The organism is Rhodoferax sp. GW821-FHT02C08, from assembly GCF_059421805.1.
Genome location: NZ_JBWKVR010000008.1, coordinates 149,776 through 169,917, shown reverse-complemented (window position 1 = coordinate 169,917; position 20,142 = coordinate 149,776). Strand labels below are relative to the sequence as shown.

The following is a 20,142-nucleotide window of genomic DNA, read 5'->3' as shown; positions in this document are numbered from 1 at the left end:
GTTTGCCTCTTTTTTAAATGGAGTTTTCCGTGATGAAGCTGAAATACCTGTCCCTGCTGGCGGCTGTCGCCACCCTGCCCGCCCTGGCCCAGACGCAACTCAATGTGATCAACTTTGGCGGTGCCAACGCCAACGCACAAAAGAAGGCCTTCTACGAGCCCTATGAGAAGGCTGGCTCCGCCAAGATCGTGGCCGTTGAATACAACGGCGAACAAGCCAAGATCAAGGCCATGGTCGAAGCCGGCAAGGTCACCTGGGACGTGGTCGAGGTCGAGTCCCCCGACGTCAGCCGCGGCTGCGACGAAGGCCTGTTCGAGAAAATGGACTGGGCCAAGGTAGGCAACAAGTCCGACTTCGTGCCGGCCGCTGTACACGAATGCGGCGTGGGCGTGTTCGTCTGGTCTACCGTCATGGCCTACAACGCCGACAAGCTGAAGACCCCACCCAAGACCTGGGCCGATTTCTGGGACGTCAAGAAGGTCGCCGGCAAGCGCGGCATGCGCAAGGGCGCACGCTACAACCTGGAATTCGCACTGATGGCCGACGGCGTGCCCACCGCCGACGTCTACAAGGTACTGGCCACCAAGGCTGGCGCCGACCGCGCATTCGCCAAACTGACCCAACTCAAACCCAACATCCAGTGGTGGGAAGCCGGTGCCCAGCCGCCCCAATTCCTGGTCGCTGGTGACGTGGTCATGAGCACGGTCTACAACGGCCGCATCGACGCCGCCAACCGCGAAGGCAAGAACCTGGGCATAGGCTGGACCGGCGGCATCTACGACCTGGACTACTGGGTCATCCCCAAGGGCACGCCGAACAAGGACGCGGCCATGAAGTTCATCGCCTACGCCACGGCCCCCGCCGCCCAGGCCGAATACGCCCGCAACATCGCCTACGGTCCGGTGAACAACAAGGCCTTGCCACAGCTGAGCAAGGAAGTGCTGGCGAATCTGCCCACCTCTCCCGCCAACGCCAAGGACTCGCTGCAGTTCAACGTGAAGTTCTGGGCCGACCAGGGCGAAGAGCTGGAAAAGCGCTTCGCCGCCTGGGCCACCCAGTAAACACCGCCAGGCTGTCATGACCATGGGAGACGCTACCTTGACCTCTGCAGATGCACCCGGCATAGAGGACCGCGACCTGCTGATGCGCCAACTGGCCAAGGCCAAGCGCCGCGCCCGGCTCTGGGCCTTTGCTTTGGCCACGCCTTTGCTGGCCTACCTGCTGGTCATCCTGCTGGCGCCGATTGCGGTGCTGCTGGTGCGCGGGGTAGAGAACCCCGAGGTCGTGTCTGCCCTGCCGCGCACCGCGCGTGCGCTGGACGGCTGGGACGAGGCCATGACGGCCCCGCCCCGCGCCTTCACCGCCCTGGCGCTGGACCTGTCCCAGCTGCCCGGCGGTGGCGGCCAAGCCGGCGGCCTGGCCCGACGGCTGAATACCGAAACCCCTGGCGCACGCTCGCTGGTGATGAACACCTTCCGCGCCATGCCCCTGCCGCCAGGCCTGTCCGACGAGGAATACCGCAGCCGTATTCTGGAAATCGACCCGCGCTGGAACGAAGGTAAATACTGGATCGCCATCGCCAAGAACGGCTCGCGCTGGACACCCGACTACCTGCTGACGGCGCTAGACCTGCAGCGCGAAGCCGGCCACATAGTTGCTGTAGACCCATCGCGTGCGGTGTTCACCAAGATACTTTGGCGCACTTGCTCCACCAGCTTCATCGTCACCCTCTGGTGCCTGCTGCTGGCCTACCCACTAGCCTACTGGCTGAGCAGCCTGCCGGCCCGCAAAGCCAATCTGCTGATGATTCTGGTGCTGGTGCCTTTCTGGACCTCGATCCTGGTGCGCATCGCCGCCTGGATCGTGCTGCTGCAGCGTGAAGGCCTGATCAACCACGGCCTGCAAAACCTGGGCCTCATCAACGACCCGCTGGCCCTGTTGTTCAACCGTACTGGCGTGGTCATTGCCATGGTGCACGTGCTGCTGCCCTTCATGATCCTACCGTTGTACAGCGTGATGAAGTCCGTGCCCTCAACCTTCCAGCGCGCTGCCGTGTCGCTGGGCAGCACACCCATCGCCGCCTTCTGGCGCGTGTATGTGCCACAGACCTATGCCGGCATCGGCGCCGGTGCGCTGATGGTGTTCATCCTGTCCATCGGCTATTACGTAACCCCGGCGCTGCTCGGTGGTGCCGACGACCAGATGCTGTCGTATTACGTGGCCCAGTACATCAACGTGGATGTGAACTGGGGTGTGGCCGCCGCGCTGTCCACCGTGCTGCTGGCCACTACGCTGGTGCTGTACGCGCTGTACCGCCGTTTGCTAAAAACCGAACTGAGCATGACCTGATATGAGCAAGTTCCTCCCCGTCTTCCCCGCGTACAGCACCTGGCTCGACAAGCTCGGCTGGTGGGCGCTGCGCGCGTTCGGCGTCGGCATGCTGGTGTTCCTGCTGCTGCCCATCGTGGTGATCATTCCCCTGTCGTTCTCGTCCAGCTCCTTCTTGTCGTACCCGATTCCCGGCTGGTCCATGCAGTGGTACCAGAACCTGTTTGGTTCGGACGAATGGAAGCGTGCCGCGCAGAACAGTTTCATCGTGGCACCCGCCGCCACGGTATTGGCAACCATCCTCGGTACGCTAGCAGCGGTCGGCCTGGCGCGCGAAAACTTTCCTGGCAAAGGGCTGCTGATGGGCGTGCTGATCTCGCCGATGGTGGTGCCCATCGTGGTGGTCGGCGTGGCCTCGTACCTGAGCTTTGCCAAGGTCGGTCTGACCGATTCGTACGCCGGTTTGATCATGGTGCACGCCGCACTTGGTGCACCGTTTGTGCTGACCACCGTGCTGGCTACGCTGCAGGGCTTCAACCAGAACCTGGTACGCGCCAGCCAGTCGCTGGGCGCCTCGCCGTGGCTGACCTTCTGGCGCGTGACCTTGCCGATCATCGCTCCCGGCGTATTTTCAGGTGCACTGTTCGCCTTTGCGACATCCTTCGACGAAGTGGTGGTGACCCTGTTCCTGGCCGGCCCTTCGCAGTCCACGCTGCCGCGCCAGATGTTCAATGGCATCCGCGAGAACATCAGCCCCACCATTGCGGCCGTGGCCACGCTGCTGATCATCTTCACCACCAGCCTGCTGCTGGCGCTGGAGTGGCTGCGCGGCCGGCGCCAATAAGCAGGCGCTACAGATTCAGTAGCTACTCGCGCTTATTCCATCAGCGCTGCAGCCCTAAAAGTCTTGCAAACTGCGTACAGACACCCCTTCCAAAGATTCCGCGGAACTGGCTTCGCCAGGCCGCTGGAATCGCCCCCTGCAAGGGGGTTGGCGGCGACTTGCGTTATCGGCCCAAAGGGCCGATCCCGGGGCAGTGCGTAGCCTGGGGGTGTTCTAAAGTTTGAACGGCACCACTACTTGGTGCTGTTCGCCCAGGCCTTCAATGCCCAGGGCCATGGTGTCGCCCTTCTTCAGGAACACCGGCGGCTTCATGCCCAGGCCCACGCCGGGCGGGGTGCCGGTGGTGATCACGTCACCCGGCATCAAGGTCATGAACTGGCTGACGTAGCTAACGATCTTGGCCACGCTGAAGATCATGGTCTTGGTGTTGCCGGTCTGCACGCGCTTGCCGTTCACGTCCAGCCACATGCTGAGCTTTTGCGGGTTCGGCACTTCGTCGCGCGTCACCAGCCAGGGGCCTAGCGGGCCGAAGGTGTCACAGCCTTTGCCCTTGTCCCAGGTACCGCCGCGCTCGATCTGGTATTCGCGCTCGCTCACATCGTTGATGGTGCAGTAGCCGGCCACAAAGTTCAGTGCGTCCTTTTGCGACACGTAGCGGGCTTGCGTGCCGATCACCACACCCAGTTCGACTTCCCAGTCGGTCTTCTTCGAACCCTTGGGCAGCATCACCGGGTCGTTCGGGCCCTGGATGCAGGAAGTGGCCTTCATGAACACCACGGGTTCGGCCGGGATCGGCAGACCGGACTCGGCCGCGTGGTCGGCGTAGTTCAGGCCAATGGCGATGAACTTGCCCACGTTCGCCACCGGGCTGCCCATGCGCGGCTTGCCCTTGACCAACGGCAACTTGGCCAGATTCAGCTTGGCGATCTTGGCCAGCGCCGCATCGCCCAGCTGCGCCGGGCCGATGTCCTTGACTACCGCACTGAGGTCGCGCAGCTTGCCTTCGGCATCGATCAGGCCGGGCTTTTCCTTGCCGGGGTTGCCATAACGAACGAGTTTCATGGATTTCCTTTGTGTGTAAAAAAGCGATTCAAAGCCCCAACCAGGCCTATGGGCCGCAGGGGTCTGCAGCGGCACAGGCCCCTGGGTTTTGCCGGATGCCACCTAGCATGATGTATGCGATTATTAATTGGCCTTACCACTTGGCCAATTAAGGCTAACCCTTAACCCCATTCTCTACCCTGCCCGAACCTTTCTGATCCATGCCGCTGCACCCCCTGGAACCCCAACGCCTGTACCGCCAGATCGCCGAGCAGATGCGCAAGGGCATGCTGTCCGGCGAGTTCCCGGTGGGCACGCGGCTGCCAGCGGAGCGCGAGCTGGCCCTGCAGCTCGGTGTGAGCCGGCCCTCGGTGCGCGAGGCGCTGATTGCGCTGGAGGTAGAGGGCTGGGTAGAGGTGCGCACTGGCTCAGGCGTGTACGTGCTGGAGCGCGGGCCACGCAGCCCGGACGCCGCCGTGGCCGCCGCCGAATGGGGCCCGCTGGAGCTGATCCGCGCCCGCCGCGTCATCGAGGGTGAAACCGCGGCTCTGGCCGCCACCCTGGCCCTACCCGAACACATCGCCGCCATGCAGCAGGCCCTGCAGACCATGCAGGACGAAGCCGCACAAGGCAAGGCGCCGCTGGACGGCGACCGAGACTTCCATTCCGCCATCGTGCAGGCCAGTGGCAACGCCGTGCTGGTGGAAACCATCCACGGCTTCTGGGACGCGCGGCGCGGCCACCTGTTCACCCGGCTGGGCGGCTACTTTGAAAGCCCGCGTTCCTGGCGCATGGCGCTGAAGGAGCACCAGGCCATCCTGGCCGCCATCCAGGTCCAGGACGCTGATGCCGCCCGTGCCGCCATGCATGCCCACATGGACAAATCCCACCACCGGCTGAACGCCAGCTGGCAAAAAGCCAACCCCGCCTGAACCGCACCGCCACCATGACCACCACTTCCGCCCCTTTCATCCGCCTCCACCCTGCCGATGACGTGCTCATCGCCCGCGCCCAGCTGCTCAGCGGCGCCAGCGTCGAGGGCATTTCCGTCAAAGGCATGATTCCCCCCGGCCACAAGATCGCCACCCACGCGATTGCTGCTGGCGAGCCCGTACGGCGCTACAACCAGATCATCGGCTTTGCATCCCGCGCCATTGGTCCGGGCGAACATGTGCACACCCACAACCTGAATATGGGCCCGGACAAGGGCGACTTTGCCCGCGACTACGCGTTTGGCGCCGATGTGAAACCCGCCGCGCCACGCCGTGAGGCCACGTTCATGGGCATCAAACGCGCCGACGGCCGGGTCGCCACGCGCAACTACATCGGCATCCTCAGCAGCGTGAACTGCTCGGCCACCGTGGCCCGCGCCATCGCAGCCCATTTTTCGCGCCAGACCAATCCCGCCGCGCTGGCCGGCTACCCGAACATCGACGGTGTGGTCGCGCTGACCCACGGCACCGGCTGTGGCATGGATGGCGAGGGCCTGGGCCTGCAACTGCTGGAACGCACGCTGGCCGGCTACGCCACCCACCCCAACTTCGGCGCCGTGGTGGTCATCGGCCTGGGCTGCGAAGTCAACCAGACCAGCGCCTGGCTGGCCCACAGCAGCCTGCGCGAAGGCGACACCCTGCAGACCTACAACATCCAGGACGCAGGTGGCACCCGTCATGCCGTCGAAAAAGGCATTGCCTTGGTGAGCAATATGCTCGCCAGCGCTAACAATGTGCAGCGCGAGCCCTGCAGCGCCTCCCACATCACCATCGGCCTGCAATGCGGTGGATCGGACGGCTACTCGGGTGTCAGCGCCAACCCGGCGCTGGGCGCAGCGGTGGATCTGCTGGTGGCCCACGGCGGCACCGCCATCCTCAGCGAAACCCCGGAAGTCTATGGCGCCGAGCATTTGCTGACGCGCCGTGCGGTCAAACCGGAGATCGCCGAGAAGCTGATCGGCCGCATCAAATGGTGGGAGAACTACACCGAGATCAACGGCGGCGAGATGAACAACAACCCCTCGCCCGGCAACAAGGCCGGCGGCCTGACGACCATCCTGGAGAAGTCACTTGGCGCAGTTGCCAAAGGGGGCACAACGAACCTGGAGGGCGTGTATGAATACGCCGAGCCGGTGACAGCCCACGGCTTCGTCTTCATGGACACGCCGGGCTACGACCCGGTCAGCGCTACTGGCCAGGTCGCGGGCGGCGCCAACGTGATCTGCTTCACCACCGGCCGCGGCAGCGCCTACGGCTGCGCACCCTCGCCCTCGCTGAAGCTGGCCACCAACTCAGCGCTATGGCAGCGGCAAGAGGAGGACATGGACATCAACTGCGGCGAGATCATCGACGGCAGCAGCTCGGTACAGGAGATGGGCCAGCGCATCTTCGAGCTGGTTCTGGCCACCGCCTCGGGCGAGCAAAGCAAGAGCGAGCGCCACGGCTACGGGCAGAACGAGTTCGTGCCCTGGCAGGTCGGCGCGGTGATGTAGGCTCCAGCCACAGTATGCCGAACAGCATGCATAAAAACAGGCTCTGACGCAGATAAAACCTGCGCAAGAAGCTACCTTTTTAATAGCAAATAAAAATCAACCACCCGTCGCCAGTTCGGCCTGCCAGCGGTCCAGGTTCTGCTCGTTGGCCGGCTCCACGATGCGACGCACAGCGGCCGCGACTTCCGCGCTCTCGAAAGCCTGCTCCCAAGTCACCCGCGTACCCGCCGCCGTGGGCTCCAGGCCGATGGTGAGCACAAAGTGCGGCTGCGACAGATGCTGCACGACGATCTTGCGTGCCGGCTCAATCTGCCCGAAGGTGGATTCGTTTGGGTAGCTAGAGCCGTCCGGCCCGTGCATGGTGAAGCGCCACTGACCGCCGGGCTTGAACTCGAAGACGTCGAAGCTGTTGTGAAAACCGTCCGGCCCCCGCCACCTGGCCAAACGCTCGGGCGCAGCAAATGCCGCGAATACAGCCTCTGGGGATGCCGTGAAGATTCTGAACGTTTGGAAGGTAGTCATGGTGGGTTCTCCTGTCCTAAGTAAGGGAATCGGTCACCTTCAAATTCCAAGCAAGCATTTAAGTGCACGTTCAGCCTCGAGGCAGCGCTGCGATAAAAACCACATGCCGAAGAGGAAGGCAAAAGATATTAAAACCTTGTTTCTATCATTTGCCATCATCAGGTTGGCCGGTGAGAAAACCGACGGCTCGATGAACAAACTCTCAAGGTTGCCAATCAGAGTATTCGTTTAGGCTTTTAGCCATTTCACCCGATTGCATCAACCGCGTTACGCCCTCTACCAAATAGCGGCGGGTTGCTGTCGAATCGGCATTTGCATTGACCAACGCGCGAACTGGATAGGATTTATAAAGCGCTCGGTGAATGCTCTTGTACTTCGGATCTACCAGAAGTGGGTCAACAATATCATTCGCAACAACTAGTGCATCTGCTCGCTTCAACAAAACCATGTCCAAGCTACAGCTCATGCAACTGGACTCAGCCACTGGAAAAGGAAAGAATGAAGAATGTCCCGCTTCTATCAACACAACCTTGTTCTTTCCAACTGTATGGACATCTAACGGATCTGCCTTTCGTGAGTAAATAACAAACGGCCTTTTCCCAATAGCGACCTCAGTGACATAGGCCAATCCTTTGGGCGCAGGCAAATCGTCAACTTGGATGAATGGCATATGAAAGTCAGCATTGCCCTCGGCCGTTTCCAACAATGACCTGGCAAATGGACGAAGAATAATTTTTGTTTTCGTATGCGTCACACGATCGAGTGCGCGAATGAGATCCGGTAGCTCGCCTTGCACATCTACTCCATCCTTTTGGCTCGAACCATTCCCTGCCAATGATGCGACCCGGTCGTAAGGCTGGGCGTAGGCTACAGCACTAAAAATGCTCAGCAGAATCAACAAAACACGTGTGATATGCGGCATAAATGCTCTTTCTTTTAGGCCAGAAAATTCTAGTGATCCAAATAAAATTTATCAATTCGGATCTTCCTTGGTGTTGGTGTGATTTTTTCTCACCTCAACAGATTCCGCATACCAAATGAATTGGCTGTGCCATGAAACACACCACCATGAACGAACATCAACGACAGCTCATCCATTCTGATCTCAGGTCAAACTTCAGCCGTCTTCGCCTTGTGCAGATAGCTGGTGACTTCATCCGCCGACATCGGTCGCGCAAAGTAATAACCCTGTGCCTCGTCGCAACCGAAGACGCGTAGCTGGTGCAGCATGTCGGCGGTTTCAACGCCTTCGGCGATGGTGCGCAAATTCAGGCTGCGGGCCATCTGGATGATGGCGCGCACGATAGCGGCGTCATCGGGGTCAGTACCTAAATCGCGCACGAAGGACTGGTCGATCTTGAGCTTGTCGATGTCAAAACGCTTCAAGTACGACAGGCTGGAATAGCCGGTACCGAAATCGTCGATCGACAGCTTCACACCCAGCAGCTTCAGGCGCTTGACGCAGTCCAGCACGCTTTCCACATTCTGGATCAGGATCGACTCGGTCAGCTCCAGCTCCAGCAGAGCGGGGTTCAGCCGGCTGTCTTCCAGCGCATGGATCACCGACTGCTCCACGCTACCGCGTTTGAACTGCACTGCCGAGAGGTTCACCGCCATGCACAGTTCAGGCAGTCCGTCCCGCTGCCAAGCCATGGCCTGGCGGCAGGCTTCTCGCAAGACCCAGTCACCAATCGGAACGATCAGACCGCTTTCTTCGGACACCGGTATGAAACGCGCAGGCGACACCATGCCGAGCTGGGGATGGTTCCACCGGATCAGGGCCTCGACCCCGATGATCGCGCCGCTGGCCAGATCGATCTGGGGCTGGTAATGCAAAACGAATTCGTTGCGCTCCAGCGCGCGCCGTAGACCGTTGCGGATGAACTGGTGCTCGATCGCCTCCACGTCCATCGCATCGTCAAAATAACGGTAGGTGTTGCGCCCATCACTCTTGGCTTTGTACATGGCCATGTCGGCCTTCTTGAGCAGGCTTTCAAAGCTCGTGCCATCTTCGGGAAAGATGGCCACCCCCATGGACACCGAAGTCGATATTTCCTGGCCTTCAGCAAAGAAGGGTAGTTGCATCTGCTCCATAAGCTTCGCCAGAATTGGCGCTGCATCTTCCGCCTGGGTCAGGTCCGGCAAAAGAATGAGGAACTCATCACCGCCCAGCCGGCTGATGGTGTCGGTTTCGCGCATGCCGGCGCTCAGGCGAGTGGCAATCTGTTTAAGAAACGCGTCGCCGCTATCGTGGCCCAGCGTGTCGTTGATGCTTTTGAAGTTGTCCAGATCCAGAAACAGCAGCATCACGCGCCAGTTTGTCCGGCTCGCTCGGGCCTTTGCCTGCTCGAAACGATCTTGTAGCAGCAGACGATTGGGCAGACCGGTCAGTACATCGTGGAAAGCCTGGAACTGAATCTGCTGCTCTGCCAATTTGCGCTGGGTGATGTCAGCCACAAGAAATATATTGGCATCGGGTTGCCCGCTCTCAGTGAACAAGGGCGCGGTGGACAAGCTGATGTGAATGACAGAGCCGTCGCGGCGCTGCCGAACCAACTCGACCTGGTTAAGCGACTCCCCATTGCGTAACCTGGAAACAATGCTGTCGTACTCCTGCAGCTTGTCCTTTGGGATGAAGAGTACCTTATGGCCAATGGCCTCTTCGGCAGTCCAGCCAAACATTCTCTGTGCGGCCGGGTTCCAGCTGATCACAAGGTTGTTGCAGTCACAGGTGTAGATGGCCAGCGGCGAGTTTTTCACCATCGACTCCAGCCGTTCATTACTGGCTTTGAGCGCGGCGCCAGAGCGCTTGATCTCATTACGCATCCGATTGACGGCGTTCGCCACGTGGTCGAGAGCGTCGGGGCGCCAACGGCCACCATCCCGGCGGTTGAGCAGCAATGGCTGCTCACTGGATACATTCCTGGAAAACTGCAGCAGATAGCCGGCAATATGTTCCAGATGCTGCCCCACCAAAGCCTGAAAGATCAACAAAACAAAGGCGGTGACCAAAAAGGTCTTGATGGCGTTGCTCACCAGCATGACGATAAATTTGGACCACAACCGCGCCACCACGTTGTCCACACTGGCAACCACATGCAGCTCGCCAATGAGCACGCTCTCCCCAAAGTTGAGGCGATTCAAGGGAAAGACCGTTTCCATCTGGCGCTTGGAGGTACGGGCGCCAGCGTACCACTGGGTCTTGCCGTTGGAGACGATACTCAGATACTCAATGTCGCCTAGGTTCAGCAGGCCGTTGAGGTGGTTCTGAATCTGGGTGGGCTCCAGCACCCAGACGCTTTCCACCAAAGTGGGCAGATACACCTTGCGAATCGACTCCACCCGCTCATTGATGCCGCGTATGTCCCCTCGATAGTCCAGGTAGAGCTCCACCGCGGTGATGACTGCGGTGACGGCGGAGCTGAACAAGACCACGGCCAACATGATCCTGCGCGCGATGCCGTTGTTACGAATCAGCGCCTTATTGAAAAAATTCAATTTAAAAACGTCGGCAAGTGTCATCAGCACTCCAGCTGTTGGGCATTGCATCAAAGATGCTCTCGTCGCTCACGTCCGCGGGAAGGCCTCAGAACGTGCCCACGATCCAAGCGCCTGAGCGACCTTAAAACCAGGGCCGCGTTCGTCTTGCCAAACTCATGACTCCCTTCGCAAGTACCGGCAGTTGTTCAGCCAGAGTGTACGTCCAGCAGCATTACTGCAGACACACGTAGTTACTGAAATTTGAGCCGTCTTCTGGTAAGAAGTCTGGGTTTGGACATCGACAGGACGGAGTCCACGGCCCCTGAAAAATTGTCACTATCGGGTCAGATGCTTCCGCAGACGCTCGAACAACTTCAAGCAGAAAGTTGAAACCCGTCTAAGGATGACGAAGTAAATCCAAATGTGCTACGCTGAAAGTGACGAGACCGCCAGGTCCCCTCATGGAGGATTTCCAAGAGTTTTAGATGGCGACATCGAAAACCATCGGCGCTTTAGTATTCGCCGTTGCGGCAATAACCCCAACCCATATTCCAGAGAAACTCAAGAGTGATAAACAACAAGCGAGTTTCGCTCTTTCACTCATTGAGAATTTGGCTATTGGTCATACTCGTCATAACCAAGGCTTCAAATAGTGTTTATGCTGAAGACTTGGTATTGGTTGCAGCCGACAGCCGTCCTACAGCCTACATCGTGGACGGCAAGCCGACGGGTATTCTGGTGGATGTGGTGACCGAAGCCTTCCGACGCTCTGGCCACTCCGTAAAAATCCAGTTAATGCCATGGGCACGTTGCTTGGCCGAAGTACGCGAGGGCAATGTGGATGGCATATTCTCGGTTTTCAGACTGCCTGAGCGAGAGGCGTTTCTTGCCTACACCGAGAACCCGGTCATCACGCAAATCGAAGTCCTTTTTATCCATACAGATTCGGATATTCAATTTACTGGCAATTTAGCCGAGTTATCGCACCTCAGAGCGGGCATCATTCGCGACACAAGCTACGGTCCGGATATCGATAAGCTGGTCAAGAATGGGACTTGGCAGAACATCACCTATACCAGCAGCGTTGACAGCCTCGTTGCCATGCTTGCCGCCAAGAGAATTGATTTTGCACCCAGTTACCGGGCGGTATTTCTGGATGCCGCAAAACAGGCGGGCTCCATCGGCAAGATCAAGGAGTTAAGCCCCGCCGTTGAGTCCATTCCCAGTTACCTGGCTTTCAACAAGAAGCGCGACTACGCGAAAATCAGCGCCGAATTTGACAAGGCACTGGCATCCATGAAGAAGGACAAGTCCTTCGATGCCATTTACACCAAATACTTGAACTAAGCGCCCATCGCGGTCTAGCCCGCAGCCGCCAGCAAACTCCGCAAACTACCTTCCAGGTGTTCGGTCGGCAACCTGGTAAACCCAGACCGCGCAAAGCGCTGCAGCCGCCCGGCGGCGAAAGAGGTCAGCACCGATGCCCGCACCTGGGCGTCCACCGTGGGGGTGTCGCTGCCGGCGCTGGCCGTACGCAGGCACTGGCGCAAGGTGGCTTCTATCTTGTCGAAGAACAGGTTCATGCGCTGCTGCAGGCGTTCGTTCTCGAACACCAGGGCGTCGCCCACCATCACCCGGGTCATGCCGGGGTTCTTCTCGCCAAACTGCAGCAGCACCGAGACAATGCGGCTGGCCTGGCGCAGGCCGTTGCCGTCGTCGTTCGCCATGATCTGGTTGACCAGCGAGAACACCGACTGCTCGATGAACTCAATCAGGCCCTCGAACATCTGCGCCTTGCTGGCGAAGTGCCGGTAAAGAGCGGCCTCGCTCACCTCCAGGCGAGCGGCCAGAGCGGCGGTAGTGATGCGCTCGGCACCCGGCTGCTGCAGCATGCTGGCCAGGGTCTGCAGAATCTGCACCCGGCGCTCGCCCGGCTTGGGGCGCTTGCGCGGTGCGCTGGTCTCTACCAGCTCGGTGTCTTCGGCCATGCGGGCTTTAGTTGGAACGAATCATGGTGCCAAAGGCCTGGTCGCCCAGGATTTCCAGCAACAGCGCATGCGGCACACGGCCGTCGATGATGTGCACGGCCTTCACGCCGCTCTTGGCCGCGTCCAGCGCGCCGGCAATCTTGGGCAGCATACCGCCCGACAGGGTGCCGTCAGCGAACAGGCCGTCGATGTCGGTAGCGGTCAGGTCGGTCAGCAGCGCACCGGCCTTGTTCAGCACGCCAGGGATGTTACTCAGCATCAGCAGCTTTTCAGCCTGCAGCTGGATGGCCAGCTTGCCGGCCACCACGTCGGCGTTGATGTTGTAGCTTTCGTTGTCCACACCAAAACCGATGGGGCTGACCACGGGGATGAAGGCGTCGTCTTGCAGCGACTTGACCACGCTGGCGTCGATGCTCTCGATATCACCCACCTGGCCGATGTCATGCTCGATGCTGGGATCGGCGTTGTCGGCCATGCGCAGCTTCTTGGCACGGATCATGGCGCCGTCGCGGCCGGTCAGGCCCACGGCCTTGCCGCCGGCCTGGTTGATCAGGCCCACGATGTCCTGCTGCACCTGGCCGGCCAGCACCCATTCGACCACTTCCATGGTTTCTTCGTCGGTGACGCGCATGCCCTGGATGAACTGGCCCTTCTTGCCCAAGCGGCCCAGCGCCGACTCGATCTGCGGGCCACCGCCGTGCACCACCACCGGGTTGATGCCGACCAGCTTGAGCAGCACCACGTCTTCGGCAAAGGCTTTTTGCAGCGCCGGCTCAGTCATGGCGTTGCCGCCGTATTTGATGACCATGGTCTTGCCGTGGTACTTGCGTATGTATGGCAGGGCCTGGGCCAGGATTTCGGCTTTGTCGCGGGGGGCAATCGGGGTAGACATGGAGCGGGTTTCCCAAATAAAGGCTAAGGCTGAATCATATAAGGCTGCCGTGGCAGTTTTACAGCTTGTGGGTCGACAGCAGGATGCTGGTCTCGGTGTTGGAAATGCCGGGAATGGTGCGTATGGTGTTGAGCACCTTGTCAAACGCCTCCAGCGTGTCGGCGCGCAGCTCGGCGATCAGGTCCCAGCGGCCGTTGGTGGTGTGCAGGGTCACCACGTTGGGATGGCCGCGCAGCGTACGGCGCACCTCCTCGCCATGCGGGCCGTCCACCGCAATGCCCATGCTGGCGCGGATGCGGTGCGCCTCCACCTCGGGCCGCAGCCGCACCGAATAGCCGACGATGGTGCCATCGGCCTCCAGCTTGGCGATGCGGTTTTGCACCGTGGCACGCGCCAGGCGCAGCTTTTTGGCGATGGCCACCACCGGCATGCGGGCGTCGTCGCGCAGCAGCGCGATCAGTTGGCGGTCGGTATCGTCCACTTAAAACTAGCCATATTGCTCATATTGATGGGCTAAATGTAAGGTTTACCGTAAGACTTGCCAAGTTGCATGCTTCATTTTGGCGCCCCCGAGCGGAAAAATACCGCCATGCACACACCTACCCCCCCTTCCCGCACGGTCTCCATCCAGGCGCCCTGCGCCGTCGTCATGGTCCGACCGCACCGCTTCACCCCCAACCCCGAAACTGCCGCCGACAACGCCTTCCAGAGCCCGGCCGCCCAAGAGGCCGCGCACAGCATTGCCGCAGCCGCCTACCGCGAAGTCAGTGAAGCGGTGGCCCAGCTGGAGGCTGCGGGTGTGCGCGTGCACCTGTTCGAAGACACGGGCGAACGCGACACACCGGACGCGGTGTTCCCCAACAACTGGTTCTCCACCCACCCCGGCGGGCACATCGCCATCTATGCCATGTACTCGCCCAGCCGCCGCCGCGAACGGCGCAGCGACGTGATCGAGATGCTGAAAACGCAGTACCGCGTGCAGGACGTGATCGACTACTCTGGTCTGGAGCAGGACAACCTATTTCTGGAAGGCACGGGCGCCATGGTGTTCGACCACCTGGCCCGCGTGGCCTACACCGCGCGCTCACACCGGGCCGACCCGGTGCTGCTGGAGCGCTTCAGCACCCATTTCAACTTCGAGCCCATGCTGTTCGACACCGCCGATGCGACGGGCAAGCCGATTTACCACACCAACGTGCTGATGTGCGTGGCCACGGATTTCGCGTTGGTGGGCATGGACATGATCCCTGACATGCAGCGGGCAGCCCAGGTGCGGGCGCGGCTGGAGGAGTCGGGCCGCGAGGTGATTGCCCTCAGCACAGCGCAGATTGCCGAATTTGCCGGCAATGCCATCGAACTATCTGGTCGTGGCGGCCGGGTGTTGGCGCTATCGCAGCGTGCCTGCAACAGCCTGACAACCGCGCAGAAAGCGGTTATCGAAAAGTCGGCCCGCCTGCTGCCGCTGGCCGTGCCGACGATAGAGATGGCCGGGGGATCGGTGCGCTGCATGATTGCAGGCATCCACCTATCCCCGCGGCAGGGATAGGCGCTATTTCGTTTCCAGTTCAATCCGAGATTAGGCGCGAAGCCGCAGGCAGTGGTTTGCCACGATCAGGCGAAGCTTGTCCCAAAGCGCTGCCAGCGCCTTGGGAGGACATATCGGGTTGAACTGGGAGCGAAATCAGTGGTGGTGGCCGTGCTCGCCGTGTACGTGCTGGTGCGCCACCTCTTCGTCCGACGCGGCACGCACGCTGACCACCGTCACGGTGAACTGCAGGGCTTGGCCGGCCAGGGCGTGGTTGCCGTCCAGCAGCACCTCGGGGCCCTTGATCTTGACCACGTTGTAGATGTGCTCGCGGCCGTCGTCGGTACGGCCCTTGAGCTGGCCGCCGACCTTCACGCCGGGTGGGAATTCACTCTTGGGGATGCTGCGCACCAGCGACTCGTCGCGCACACCGAAGGCGTCTTCCGGTTGCAGGTTCAAGGTGACCTGGTAGCCGGCCACGCGGCCTTCCAGGGCTTCTTCGATCTTGGGCAGGGTGTTGTTGTAGCCGCCGTGCAGGTAGACCATGGGGTCCTTGGGTGCTTCGATGAGCTTGCCCTTGGCGTCGGCTACCTTGTAGCGCAGAGTGACGGCGGTGTTTTTTTCGATTTTCATGCTGGAAGCCGCCAGGGGCGGAAATAGGACAGGTGCAGCCTATTTTCGCGCAGGCTGGGGTCGGCCATTTCCGCCTCTATAAAAACAGCCGCCAGCGCAATCAATACCTGCGCTGGCAGCTATCGATTCAGGAGCACACATCAGCCAGGTCCACCTGGGCTGTCTCGGGCAGGCGCGAGGCGCCCAGCAGCGCCAGTACGGCGATCAGCATCAGATAGAAGGCCGGTGCCAGGTGGTTGCCGGTGCGCTCGATCAGGTAGGTGGCCATCAGCGGCGCCGTACCGCCAAACACGGTGTAGGCCAGGTTGTAGCTGATGGCCGAGGCGGTGTAGCGGATGCGCGTGGGGAACAGCTCGGACAGCAGCACCGCCGTCACCACGCCCGACAGCACGGCCGCCAAGGCCTGCAAAGCCGCGCCCAGCAGAGCCAGCGGCACACTGCCCGACTTGGCCAGCTGGAACGAGGGGTAGGCACACACAATCGCCAACACACACACGGTGTACATCGTGCGCTTGCGCCCCACATGGTCGCTGTAACGCCCCGCCAGCGGGCACAGCGCAATCGCCACCAGCAAGCCACATACGCCCACCAGCAGCGCCTGGTTGCGGCTCAGTTGGCCCACCACCTGCACATAGGTCGAGAAATAGGTCGTGAAGGTGTAGAAGGACAGCGCCGTCACGGCGATAAACAAGCTCAACCACAGAATGCGCAGGCCGTGGCTGCCAAAGGTTTCGCGCAGCGAGGCATGCTGCGCGCCATGGTCCTCTTCCGCCACCGCCTGGAAGGCCGGCGTCTCCGCCAGCTTGGTGCGCAGGTACAGGCCAATCAGCCCCAGCGGCGCGGACAGGATGAACGGCAGCCGCCAGCCCCAGTCGGCCATGGCCTGTGGCCCCAGCCACACACCCAGGGCATAGGCCACCACCGCCGCGCTGGCGAAGGCCGAGAAAGTAGACACCGGCAAGAAGCTGGCATAACGGGCACGCTGGCCGCGCGGCGCATGCTCCATCACATAGGCACAGGCACCGGCGTATTCGCCGCCGGCCGAGAAGCCCTGCACGCAACGCGCCAGCGTCAGGGCCAGAGGCGCCGCCACGCCAATGGCCGCGTAGTTGGGCAGGAAGCCAATCGCCGTGGTGGCGGCGGCCATGAGCAAAATGGTCAAGGCCAGCGTGCGCTTGCGGCCGATACGGTCGCCCAGCATGCCGAACACCACGCCGCCCAGGGGGCGGAAGGCAAACGCCACGGCGAACACCACGAAGGTCTTGAGCAAGCCGGCCTGCGGATCGTCCCCCGGGAAAAACTGCTGGGAAATGGCGGTGGCCAAAAAGCCATAGACCGCGAAATCAAACCACTCTACAAAATTGCCGATAGATGCGGCAGCAATAACTTTGTAGATGGTCTTCTGGGGGACGTTCGCCTGCATAGGGCTCCTTGGGTTAGTGGCCTGGACACAGAGCGATTTCCATGCCACATCCCCCGGGGGCGGTCGCTAGGCAGTGGGTGGCAACTGCTTCTCGCCGCCCAGCATCTGGGTGAAACGCGCCGGGTCCTGCCCGTGTACCGGCTCCGCATCGCCCCAGGGCCAGCCGCCAAACTGGGTGCGGCGGTAGTCGGCCATGGCCTGCTCGATCTCGGCATGGGTGTTCATCACGAAGGGGCCGTACTGCGCCACCGGCTCGCCCAGCGGTCGGCCTTGCAGCAGCAGAAATTCAGCCAGCTCGGGGCCGTTGACCAGCTCCACTGGCTGCGAAGCATCCAGCGTGACGGCGGTTTGGCTGGATACGGCCTGGCCAGCCAGTTGCACCGATGCACCCTTGAAGAAATACAGTCTGCGCTGGGTCTGCGCGCCGCTGGCGGCGGGCAGCGTCCAGCGCGCGCCGGGCGCCATGGTGATGGTCCAGATGGCTACATCCGCATCCGCCTGCGCAGCGAAGGACCCTGGGGGCGGCGCCAGGGGCGTCACATCGCCCAACTGGCCGGCGGTGACACGCACATCGGTGGCCAACCCTTGCGCATCGGAAAAGGTCTGCCGCGGCACTTCATGCTGCCAGAACATGGTGAAGTGGGGCTCCACCATTTTGTTGCGCGCGGGCAGGTTCAGCCAGATCTGGAACAGCTCCAGCGGATTCGGCTGGCTCTGGTCGAGCAGCGGAAACATCTCGGCATGCACGATGCCGCGACCGGTGGTCAGCCACTGGACATCACCCGCGCCATAACGGGCACTGGCACCCAACGAATCCGCGTGGTCCACCAGACCTTTGCGCACAATGGTCACGGTCTCGAAACCGCGGTGCGGGTGTGGCGGAAAGCCAGGTACGGACTCGCCGTGGTACATGCTCCAGCCGTCCTTGCGGCTGAAGTCCTGCCCGATAGCACGACCCGCCAGCGATGCAGCAGGGCCCAGTTCGCCATTCGCCTGCGGATAAGCGTCATCGTGGTAGACGCAGAACAGAAACGGATCCATCGTCGGCCACGGAAAACCGAGGGGCTGAACGTTCAAGACAGCGGAGGGGGCGGACATGGCAGACGTTCCTTCTTCAAAAGGTATACATGGAGGCGCAGGCCGCCACTTCAACCGCCAGCTACGGCATGCAGGCCAAGACCCGGCCGACGGCAGGGAGACATATCCAACGATACACTGACTTTCAGACCCTAGCCTGGGCGGCGGCTAGCGATGAACATGATGGTCGCCGAGGCGCACTACCCGGTACTGCGGCAGGCCATGCACACCATGCACAACCACCCCACGGTGGCGAAGCTGATCCCCACCTTGCTGGGTGAATTGAAACCCTAGGACACAGCATGCATCTGGAAGGCTCCTGCCACTGCGGCAAGGTCAAGTTTTCGGTCGAATCCCACGAGCCCGTGCCCTTTATGCGCTGCTACTGCAGCATCTGCCGCAAGACGGCCGGCAGCGGTGGCTATGCCATCAACCTGGGCGCCGACCACCGCACCTTGAAAGTCACTGGCAAACGGCATTTGCGGGTGTACCAGGCCGACATCCGCGAAGGCGACGACGTGCACCACAGCAGCGGGCAACGCCACTTTTGCAGCCGCTGCGGCACCGCCCTGTGGTTGTGGGACCCGCAATGGCCGGACCTGGTGCACCCGCATGCCGGCGCCATCGACACGCCGCTGCCGACGCCGCCCGAGAACGTGCACTGCCTGCTGGACTCCAAGGCCCCGTGGGTGCAGGTCGAAGGCCACAAGGGCGACCCACGCTTTGGCGGCTACCCCGACTTTTCGCTGGCCGAATGGCATGCGCAGCGGGGACTGTCATCGGGCGCGCCAGCGCCCAAAATACCAACTAAAAATAAGCGCCAGCGCAATTAATACCTACGCCGATAGCTAGTGTTTTTATAGCAAATAACTTTCAAACAAACAAGCCCACAAAGCGGTCCAGAATGACCGCGTGGTCTTCAAACAGCTGGTCTTCCAGCCCCGGCAAATCGGCCAGCGGCACCCACTGGGCCAGTAGCGCGTCGTCGGCACCCTGCACCTCGGGCAGGCGAATATCACCCAGATCGAAATGGAAAGCGTTGGTAATCAACCGGCCGCGTGGACTGCGCAAGGGGTGGTCGAATACCTGGCTGCCCTTCAAAGCGTGGCGCATGGTGGAAGCCAGGGTTTTGAAGCCGGTTTCCTCCTCCAGTTCGCGCAAACTGGCGGCGTAGAAGCGCTCGTTCTTGTCTACAAATCCGCCCGGCAACGCCCATTGGCCATGGCCCATGGCACCGCCCCGGCGCACCAGCAGCACATGCTGGCTGGCGACCAGCACGGCATCGGCGGTCAGATAGGCGTCGGCCGTCCAGCGCTTACGGTAGGCGGCCACCGCCTGGTGTTCGCGCACCCGCTCGGCATACACCGGCAGGCGCGCCCAGGCCTGCAGATAGGCCAGTACCGGCGGGCTGACGTGCGGGGCCAGCACGGCCAGGCGCGCATCCGGGTCGTCGCCTTCAAAGAACACATTGCGCAGGGAAGTGGCATCCAGCTCGTATTGCGGCTGGACGGCGTGGGAAGACCAGCTAGGGAAGCTGTCCAAGTAATAGGTGGTGTGGTCCTTTTTGAAGCCCACCAGGGTCACACCGCCCTGCCCCTGCGTTAGCTGCTGCACGCCGGCACGCACGGCAGCGTTCCAGCGCTCATCGTCGAAGTAGTCGCGCACCGGCAAAAACTGCACGCGGGGCAGGTCTGCCGGAGAAAGAACCGACTGCAACATCGCCTGCCGCTCCTGCCAGGTAAAGGGGTTGCGCGCATCGCGCGACCGGTAGGCAGAGCCGATGACAACGATCACCTGCTCGGCGATCTCCAGCGCGGCGTTGAGCAGGGTTTCGTGCCCTTTGTGGAACAACTGCCAGCGGCCGACGATGATGCTGGTTTTAACTTTTGGGGTGTCTTGCATGG

The 20,142-nt window shown here is 61.3% G+C and carries 20 protein-coding genes; 9 read left to right on the top strand and 11 right to left on the bottom strand.

Annotated features, from left to right (window positions below; translation table 11 throughout):
- Positions 1-32: 32 nt before the first annotated feature.
- The 3 genes from AC07VY_RS12450 to AC07VY_RS12440 are packed head-to-tail and all read left to right on the top strand — an operon-like array spanning position 33 to position 3,172.
- Positions 33-1,061 (top strand): ABC transporter substrate-binding protein, encoded by a 1,029-nt coding sequence (locus AC07VY_RS12450; protein WP_495097722.1) that lies wholly within the window; start codon positions 33-35, stop codon positions 1,059-1,061.
- 22 nt (positions 1,062-1,083) lie between these two features.
- Positions 1,084-2,349 (top strand): ABC transporter permease, encoded by a 1,266-nt coding sequence (locus tag AC07VY_RS12445; protein WP_495074117.1) that lies wholly within the window; start codon positions 1,084-1,086, stop codon positions 2,347-2,349.
- A 1-nt stretch (position 2,350) separates the two neighbouring features.
- On the top strand, positions 2,351-3,172 hold the full coding sequence (locus AC07VY_RS12440; protein ID WP_495074118.1) for an ABC transporter permease: 822 nt from the start codon (positions 2,351-2,353) through the stop codon (positions 3,170-3,172).
- Positions 3,173-3,385: 213 nt separating this feature from the next.
- Here AC07VY_RS12440 and AC07VY_RS12435 read toward each other — a convergent pair whose 3' ends face one another.
- The gene (locus tag AC07VY_RS12435) at positions 3,386-4,234 is read right to left on the bottom strand and encodes a fumarylacetoacetate hydrolase family protein (protein ID WP_495097581.1); all 849 of its coding nucleotides are present in this window, start codon (positions 4,232-4,234) and stop codon (positions 3,386-3,388) included.
- Positions 4,235-4,434: 200 nt separating this feature from the next.
- Between AC07VY_RS12435 and AC07VY_RS12430 the strand changes: the two genes are divergently transcribed.
- Positions 4,435-5,145 carry a FadR/GntR family transcriptional regulator gene (locus AC07VY_RS12430; protein ID WP_495097582.1) on the top strand — a complete coding sequence of 237 codons (711 nt, stop codon included), beginning with the start codon at positions 4,435-4,437 and terminating at the stop codon, positions 5,143-5,145.
- Between the two features lie 14 nt (positions 5,146-5,159).
- Positions 5,160-6,698 (top strand): UxaA family hydrolase, encoded by a 1,539-nt coding sequence (locus AC07VY_RS12425; RefSeq protein WP_495097583.1) that lies wholly within the window; start codon positions 5,160-5,162, stop codon positions 6,696-6,698.
- Positions 6,699-6,794: 96 nt separating this feature from the next.
- On the opposite strand, the gene AC07VY_RS12420 is transcribed toward AC07VY_RS12425, so the two are convergent.
- The 3 genes from AC07VY_RS12420 to AC07VY_RS12410 form a co-directional block, all read right to left on the bottom strand.
- A complete protein-coding gene (locus AC07VY_RS12420; RefSeq protein WP_495097584.1) occupies positions 6,795-7,220 on the bottom strand; it encodes an SRPBCC domain-containing protein in 426 nt (141 codons plus the stop codon).
- A 202-nt stretch (positions 7,221-7,422) separates the two neighbouring features.
- A complete protein-coding gene (locus tag AC07VY_RS12415; RefSeq protein WP_495097585.1) occupies positions 7,423-8,142 on the bottom strand; it encodes a hypothetical protein in 720 nt (239 codons plus the stop codon).
- A gap of 188 nt (positions 8,143-8,330) precedes the next feature.
- Positions 8,331-10,742 carry a bifunctional diguanylate cyclase/phosphodiesterase gene (locus AC07VY_RS12410; protein ID WP_495097586.1) on the bottom strand — a complete coding sequence of 804 codons (2,412 nt, stop codon included), beginning with the start codon at positions 10,740-10,742 and terminating at the stop codon, positions 8,331-8,333.
- A gap of 443 nt (positions 10,743-11,185) precedes the next feature.
- Between AC07VY_RS12410 and AC07VY_RS12405 the strand changes: the two genes are divergently transcribed.
- Together AC07VY_RS12405 and AC07VY_RS12400 are read left to right on the top strand one after the other, a co-directional pair.
- Entirely contained in the window at positions 11,186-11,353 is a 168-nt protein-coding gene (locus AC07VY_RS12405; protein WP_495097587.1) for a hypothetical protein, read from the top strand.
- The gene (locus AC07VY_RS12400) at positions 11,319-12,047 is read left to right on the top strand and encodes a substrate-binding periplasmic protein (protein WP_495097588.1); all 729 of its coding nucleotides are present in this window, start codon (positions 11,319-11,321) and stop codon (positions 12,045-12,047) included. Before AC07VY_RS12405 ends, AC07VY_RS12400 begins: the two co-directional genes overlap by 35 nt.
- Positions 12,048-12,061: 14 nt before the next feature.
- Here the strand turns inward: AC07VY_RS12400 and slmA are convergent, their stop codons facing one another.
- From slmA to AC07VY_RS12385, 3 genes are read right to left on the bottom strand one after another with little or no spacing between them, the layout of a single operon-like run.
- Positions 12,062-12,688 (bottom strand): nucleoid occlusion factor SlmA, encoded by a 627-nt coding sequence (slmA, locus tag AC07VY_RS12395; RefSeq protein WP_495097589.1) that lies wholly within the window; start codon positions 12,686-12,688, stop codon positions 12,062-12,064.
- Positions 12,689-12,695: 7 nt separating this feature from the next.
- The gene (gene argB / locus AC07VY_RS12390; RefSeq protein WP_495074126.1) at positions 12,696-13,580 is read right to left on the bottom strand and encodes an acetylglutamate kinase; all 885 of its coding nucleotides are present in this window, start codon (positions 13,578-13,580) and stop codon (positions 12,696-12,698) included.
- 58 nt (positions 13,581-13,638) lie between these two features.
- On the bottom strand, positions 13,639-14,061 hold the full coding sequence (locus tag AC07VY_RS12385) for an Lrp/AsnC family transcriptional regulator (RefSeq protein ID WP_495074127.1): 423 nt from the start codon (positions 14,059-14,061) through the stop codon (positions 13,639-13,641).
- 108 nt (positions 14,062-14,169) lie between these two features.
- Between AC07VY_RS12385 and ctlX the strand changes: the two genes are divergently transcribed.
- Complete coding sequence (gene ctlX / locus AC07VY_RS12380; RefSeq protein ID WP_495097590.1) at positions 14,170-15,126, top strand: citrulline utilization hydrolase CtlX; 957 nt, start codon at positions 14,170-14,172, stop codon at positions 15,124-15,126.
- Between the two features lie 135 nt (positions 15,127-15,261).
- Here the strand turns inward: ctlX and AC07VY_RS12375 are convergent, their stop codons facing one another.
- The 3 genes from AC07VY_RS12375 to AC07VY_RS12365 all read right to left on the bottom strand — a co-directional run bounded on the left by AC07VY_RS12375 (position 15,262) and on the right by AC07VY_RS12365 (position 18,259).
- Positions 15,262-15,738: an FKBP-type peptidyl-prolyl cis-trans isomerase gene (locus tag AC07VY_RS12375; protein ID WP_495097591.1), complete on the bottom strand. Its 477-nt coding sequence runs from the start codon at positions 15,736-15,738 to the stop codon at positions 15,262-15,264.
- Between the two features lie 127 nt (positions 15,739-15,865).
- Complete coding sequence (locus AC07VY_RS12370) at positions 15,866-17,161, bottom strand: MFS transporter (protein ID WP_495097592.1); 1,296 nt, start codon at positions 17,159-17,161, stop codon at positions 15,866-15,868.
- 66 nt (positions 17,162-17,227) lie between these two features.
- Positions 17,228-18,259: a pirin family protein gene (locus AC07VY_RS12365; RefSeq protein WP_495097593.1), complete on the bottom strand. Its 1,032-nt coding sequence runs from the start codon at positions 18,257-18,259 to the stop codon at positions 17,228-17,230.
- A 281-nt stretch (positions 18,260-18,540) separates the two neighbouring features.
- On the opposite strand from AC07VY_RS12365, the gene AC07VY_RS12360 reads away from it, so the two are divergent.
- Entirely contained in the window at positions 18,541-19,071 is a 531-nt protein-coding gene (locus AC07VY_RS12360) for a GFA family protein (RefSeq protein WP_495097594.1), read from the top strand.
- A gap of 40 nt (positions 19,072-19,111) precedes the next feature.
- Here the strand turns inward: AC07VY_RS12360 and AC07VY_RS12355 are convergent, their stop codons facing one another.
- A complete protein-coding gene (locus tag AC07VY_RS12355) occupies positions 19,112-20,140 on the bottom strand; it encodes a bifunctional nicotinamide-nucleotide adenylyltransferase/Nudix hydroxylase (RefSeq protein ID WP_495097595.1) in 1,029 nt (342 codons plus the stop codon).
- Positions 20,141-20,142: the final 2 nt, after the last annotated feature.

What these genes read in the sequence shown, in the direction of transcription:
- AC07VY_RS12360 (WP_495097594.1), top strand. Translation starts at nt 18,541, where the DNA reads ATGCATCTGGAAGGCTCCTGCCACTGCGGCAAGGTCAAGTTTTCGGTC.
- AC07VY_RS12425 (WP_495097583.1), top strand. Translation starts at nt 5,160, where the DNA reads ATGACCACCACTTCCGCCCCTTTCATCCGCCTCCACCCTGCCGATGAC.
- AC07VY_RS12450 (WP_495097722.1), top strand. Translation starts at nt 33, where the DNA reads ATGAAGCTGAAATACCTGTCCCTGCTGGCGGCTGTCGCCACCCTGCCC.
- argB (WP_495074126.1), bottom strand. Translation starts at nt 13,580, where the DNA reads ATGTCTACCCCGATTGCCCCCCGCGACAAAGCCGAAATCCTGGCCCAG.
- AC07VY_RS12435 (WP_495097581.1), bottom strand. Translation starts at nt 4,234, where the DNA reads ATGAAACTCGTTCGTTATGGCAACCCCGGCAAGGAAAAGCCCGGCCTG.
- AC07VY_RS12375 (WP_495097591.1), bottom strand. Translation starts at nt 15,738, where the DNA reads ATGAAAATCGAAAAAAACACCGCCGTCACTCTGCGCTACAAGGTAGCC.
- AC07VY_RS12445 (WP_495074117.1), top strand. Translation starts at nt 1,084, where the DNA reads ATGGGAGACGCTACCTTGACCTCTGCAGATGCACCCGGCATAGAGGAC.
- AC07VY_RS12370 (WP_495097592.1), bottom strand. Translation starts at nt 17,161, where the DNA reads ATGCAGGCGAACGTCCCCCAGAAGACCATCTACAAAGTTATTGCTGCC.
- AC07VY_RS12430 (WP_495097582.1), top strand. Translation starts at nt 4,435, where the DNA reads ATGCCGCTGCACCCCCTGGAACCCCAACGCCTGTACCGCCAGATCGCC.
- AC07VY_RS12420 (WP_495097584.1), bottom strand. Translation starts at nt 7,220, where the DNA reads ATGACTACCTTCCAAACGTTCAGAATCTTCACGGCATCCCCAGAGGCT.
- AC07VY_RS12440 (WP_495074118.1), top strand. Translation starts at nt 2,351, where the DNA reads ATGAGCAAGTTCCTCCCCGTCTTCCCCGCGTACAGCACCTGGCTCGAC.
- ctlX (WP_495097590.1), top strand. Translation starts at nt 14,170, where the DNA reads ATGCACACACCTACCCCCCCTTCCCGCACGGTCTCCATCCAGGCGCCC.
- slmA (WP_495097589.1), bottom strand. Translation starts at nt 12,688, where the DNA reads ATGGCCGAAGACACCGAGCTGGTAGAGACCAGCGCACCGCGCAAGCGC.
- AC07VY_RS12365 (WP_495097593.1), bottom strand. Translation starts at nt 18,259, where the DNA reads ATGTCCGCCCCCTCCGCTGTCTTGAACGTTCAGCCCCTCGGTTTTCCG.
- AC07VY_RS12355 (WP_495097595.1), bottom strand. Translation starts at nt 20,140, where the DNA reads ATGCAAGACACCCCAAAAGTTAAAACCAGCATCATCGTCGGCCGCTGG.
- AC07VY_RS12405 (WP_495097587.1), top strand. Translation starts at nt 11,186, where the DNA reads ATGGCGACATCGAAAACCATCGGCGCTTTAGTATTCGCCGTTGCGGCA.
- AC07VY_RS12410 (WP_495097586.1), bottom strand. Translation starts at nt 10,742, where the DNA reads ATGACACTTGCCGACGTTTTTAAATTGAATTTTTTCAATAAGGCGCTG.
- AC07VY_RS12415 (WP_495097585.1), bottom strand. Translation starts at nt 8,142, where the DNA reads ATGCCGCATATCACACGTGTTTTGTTGATTCTGCTGAGCATTTTTAGT.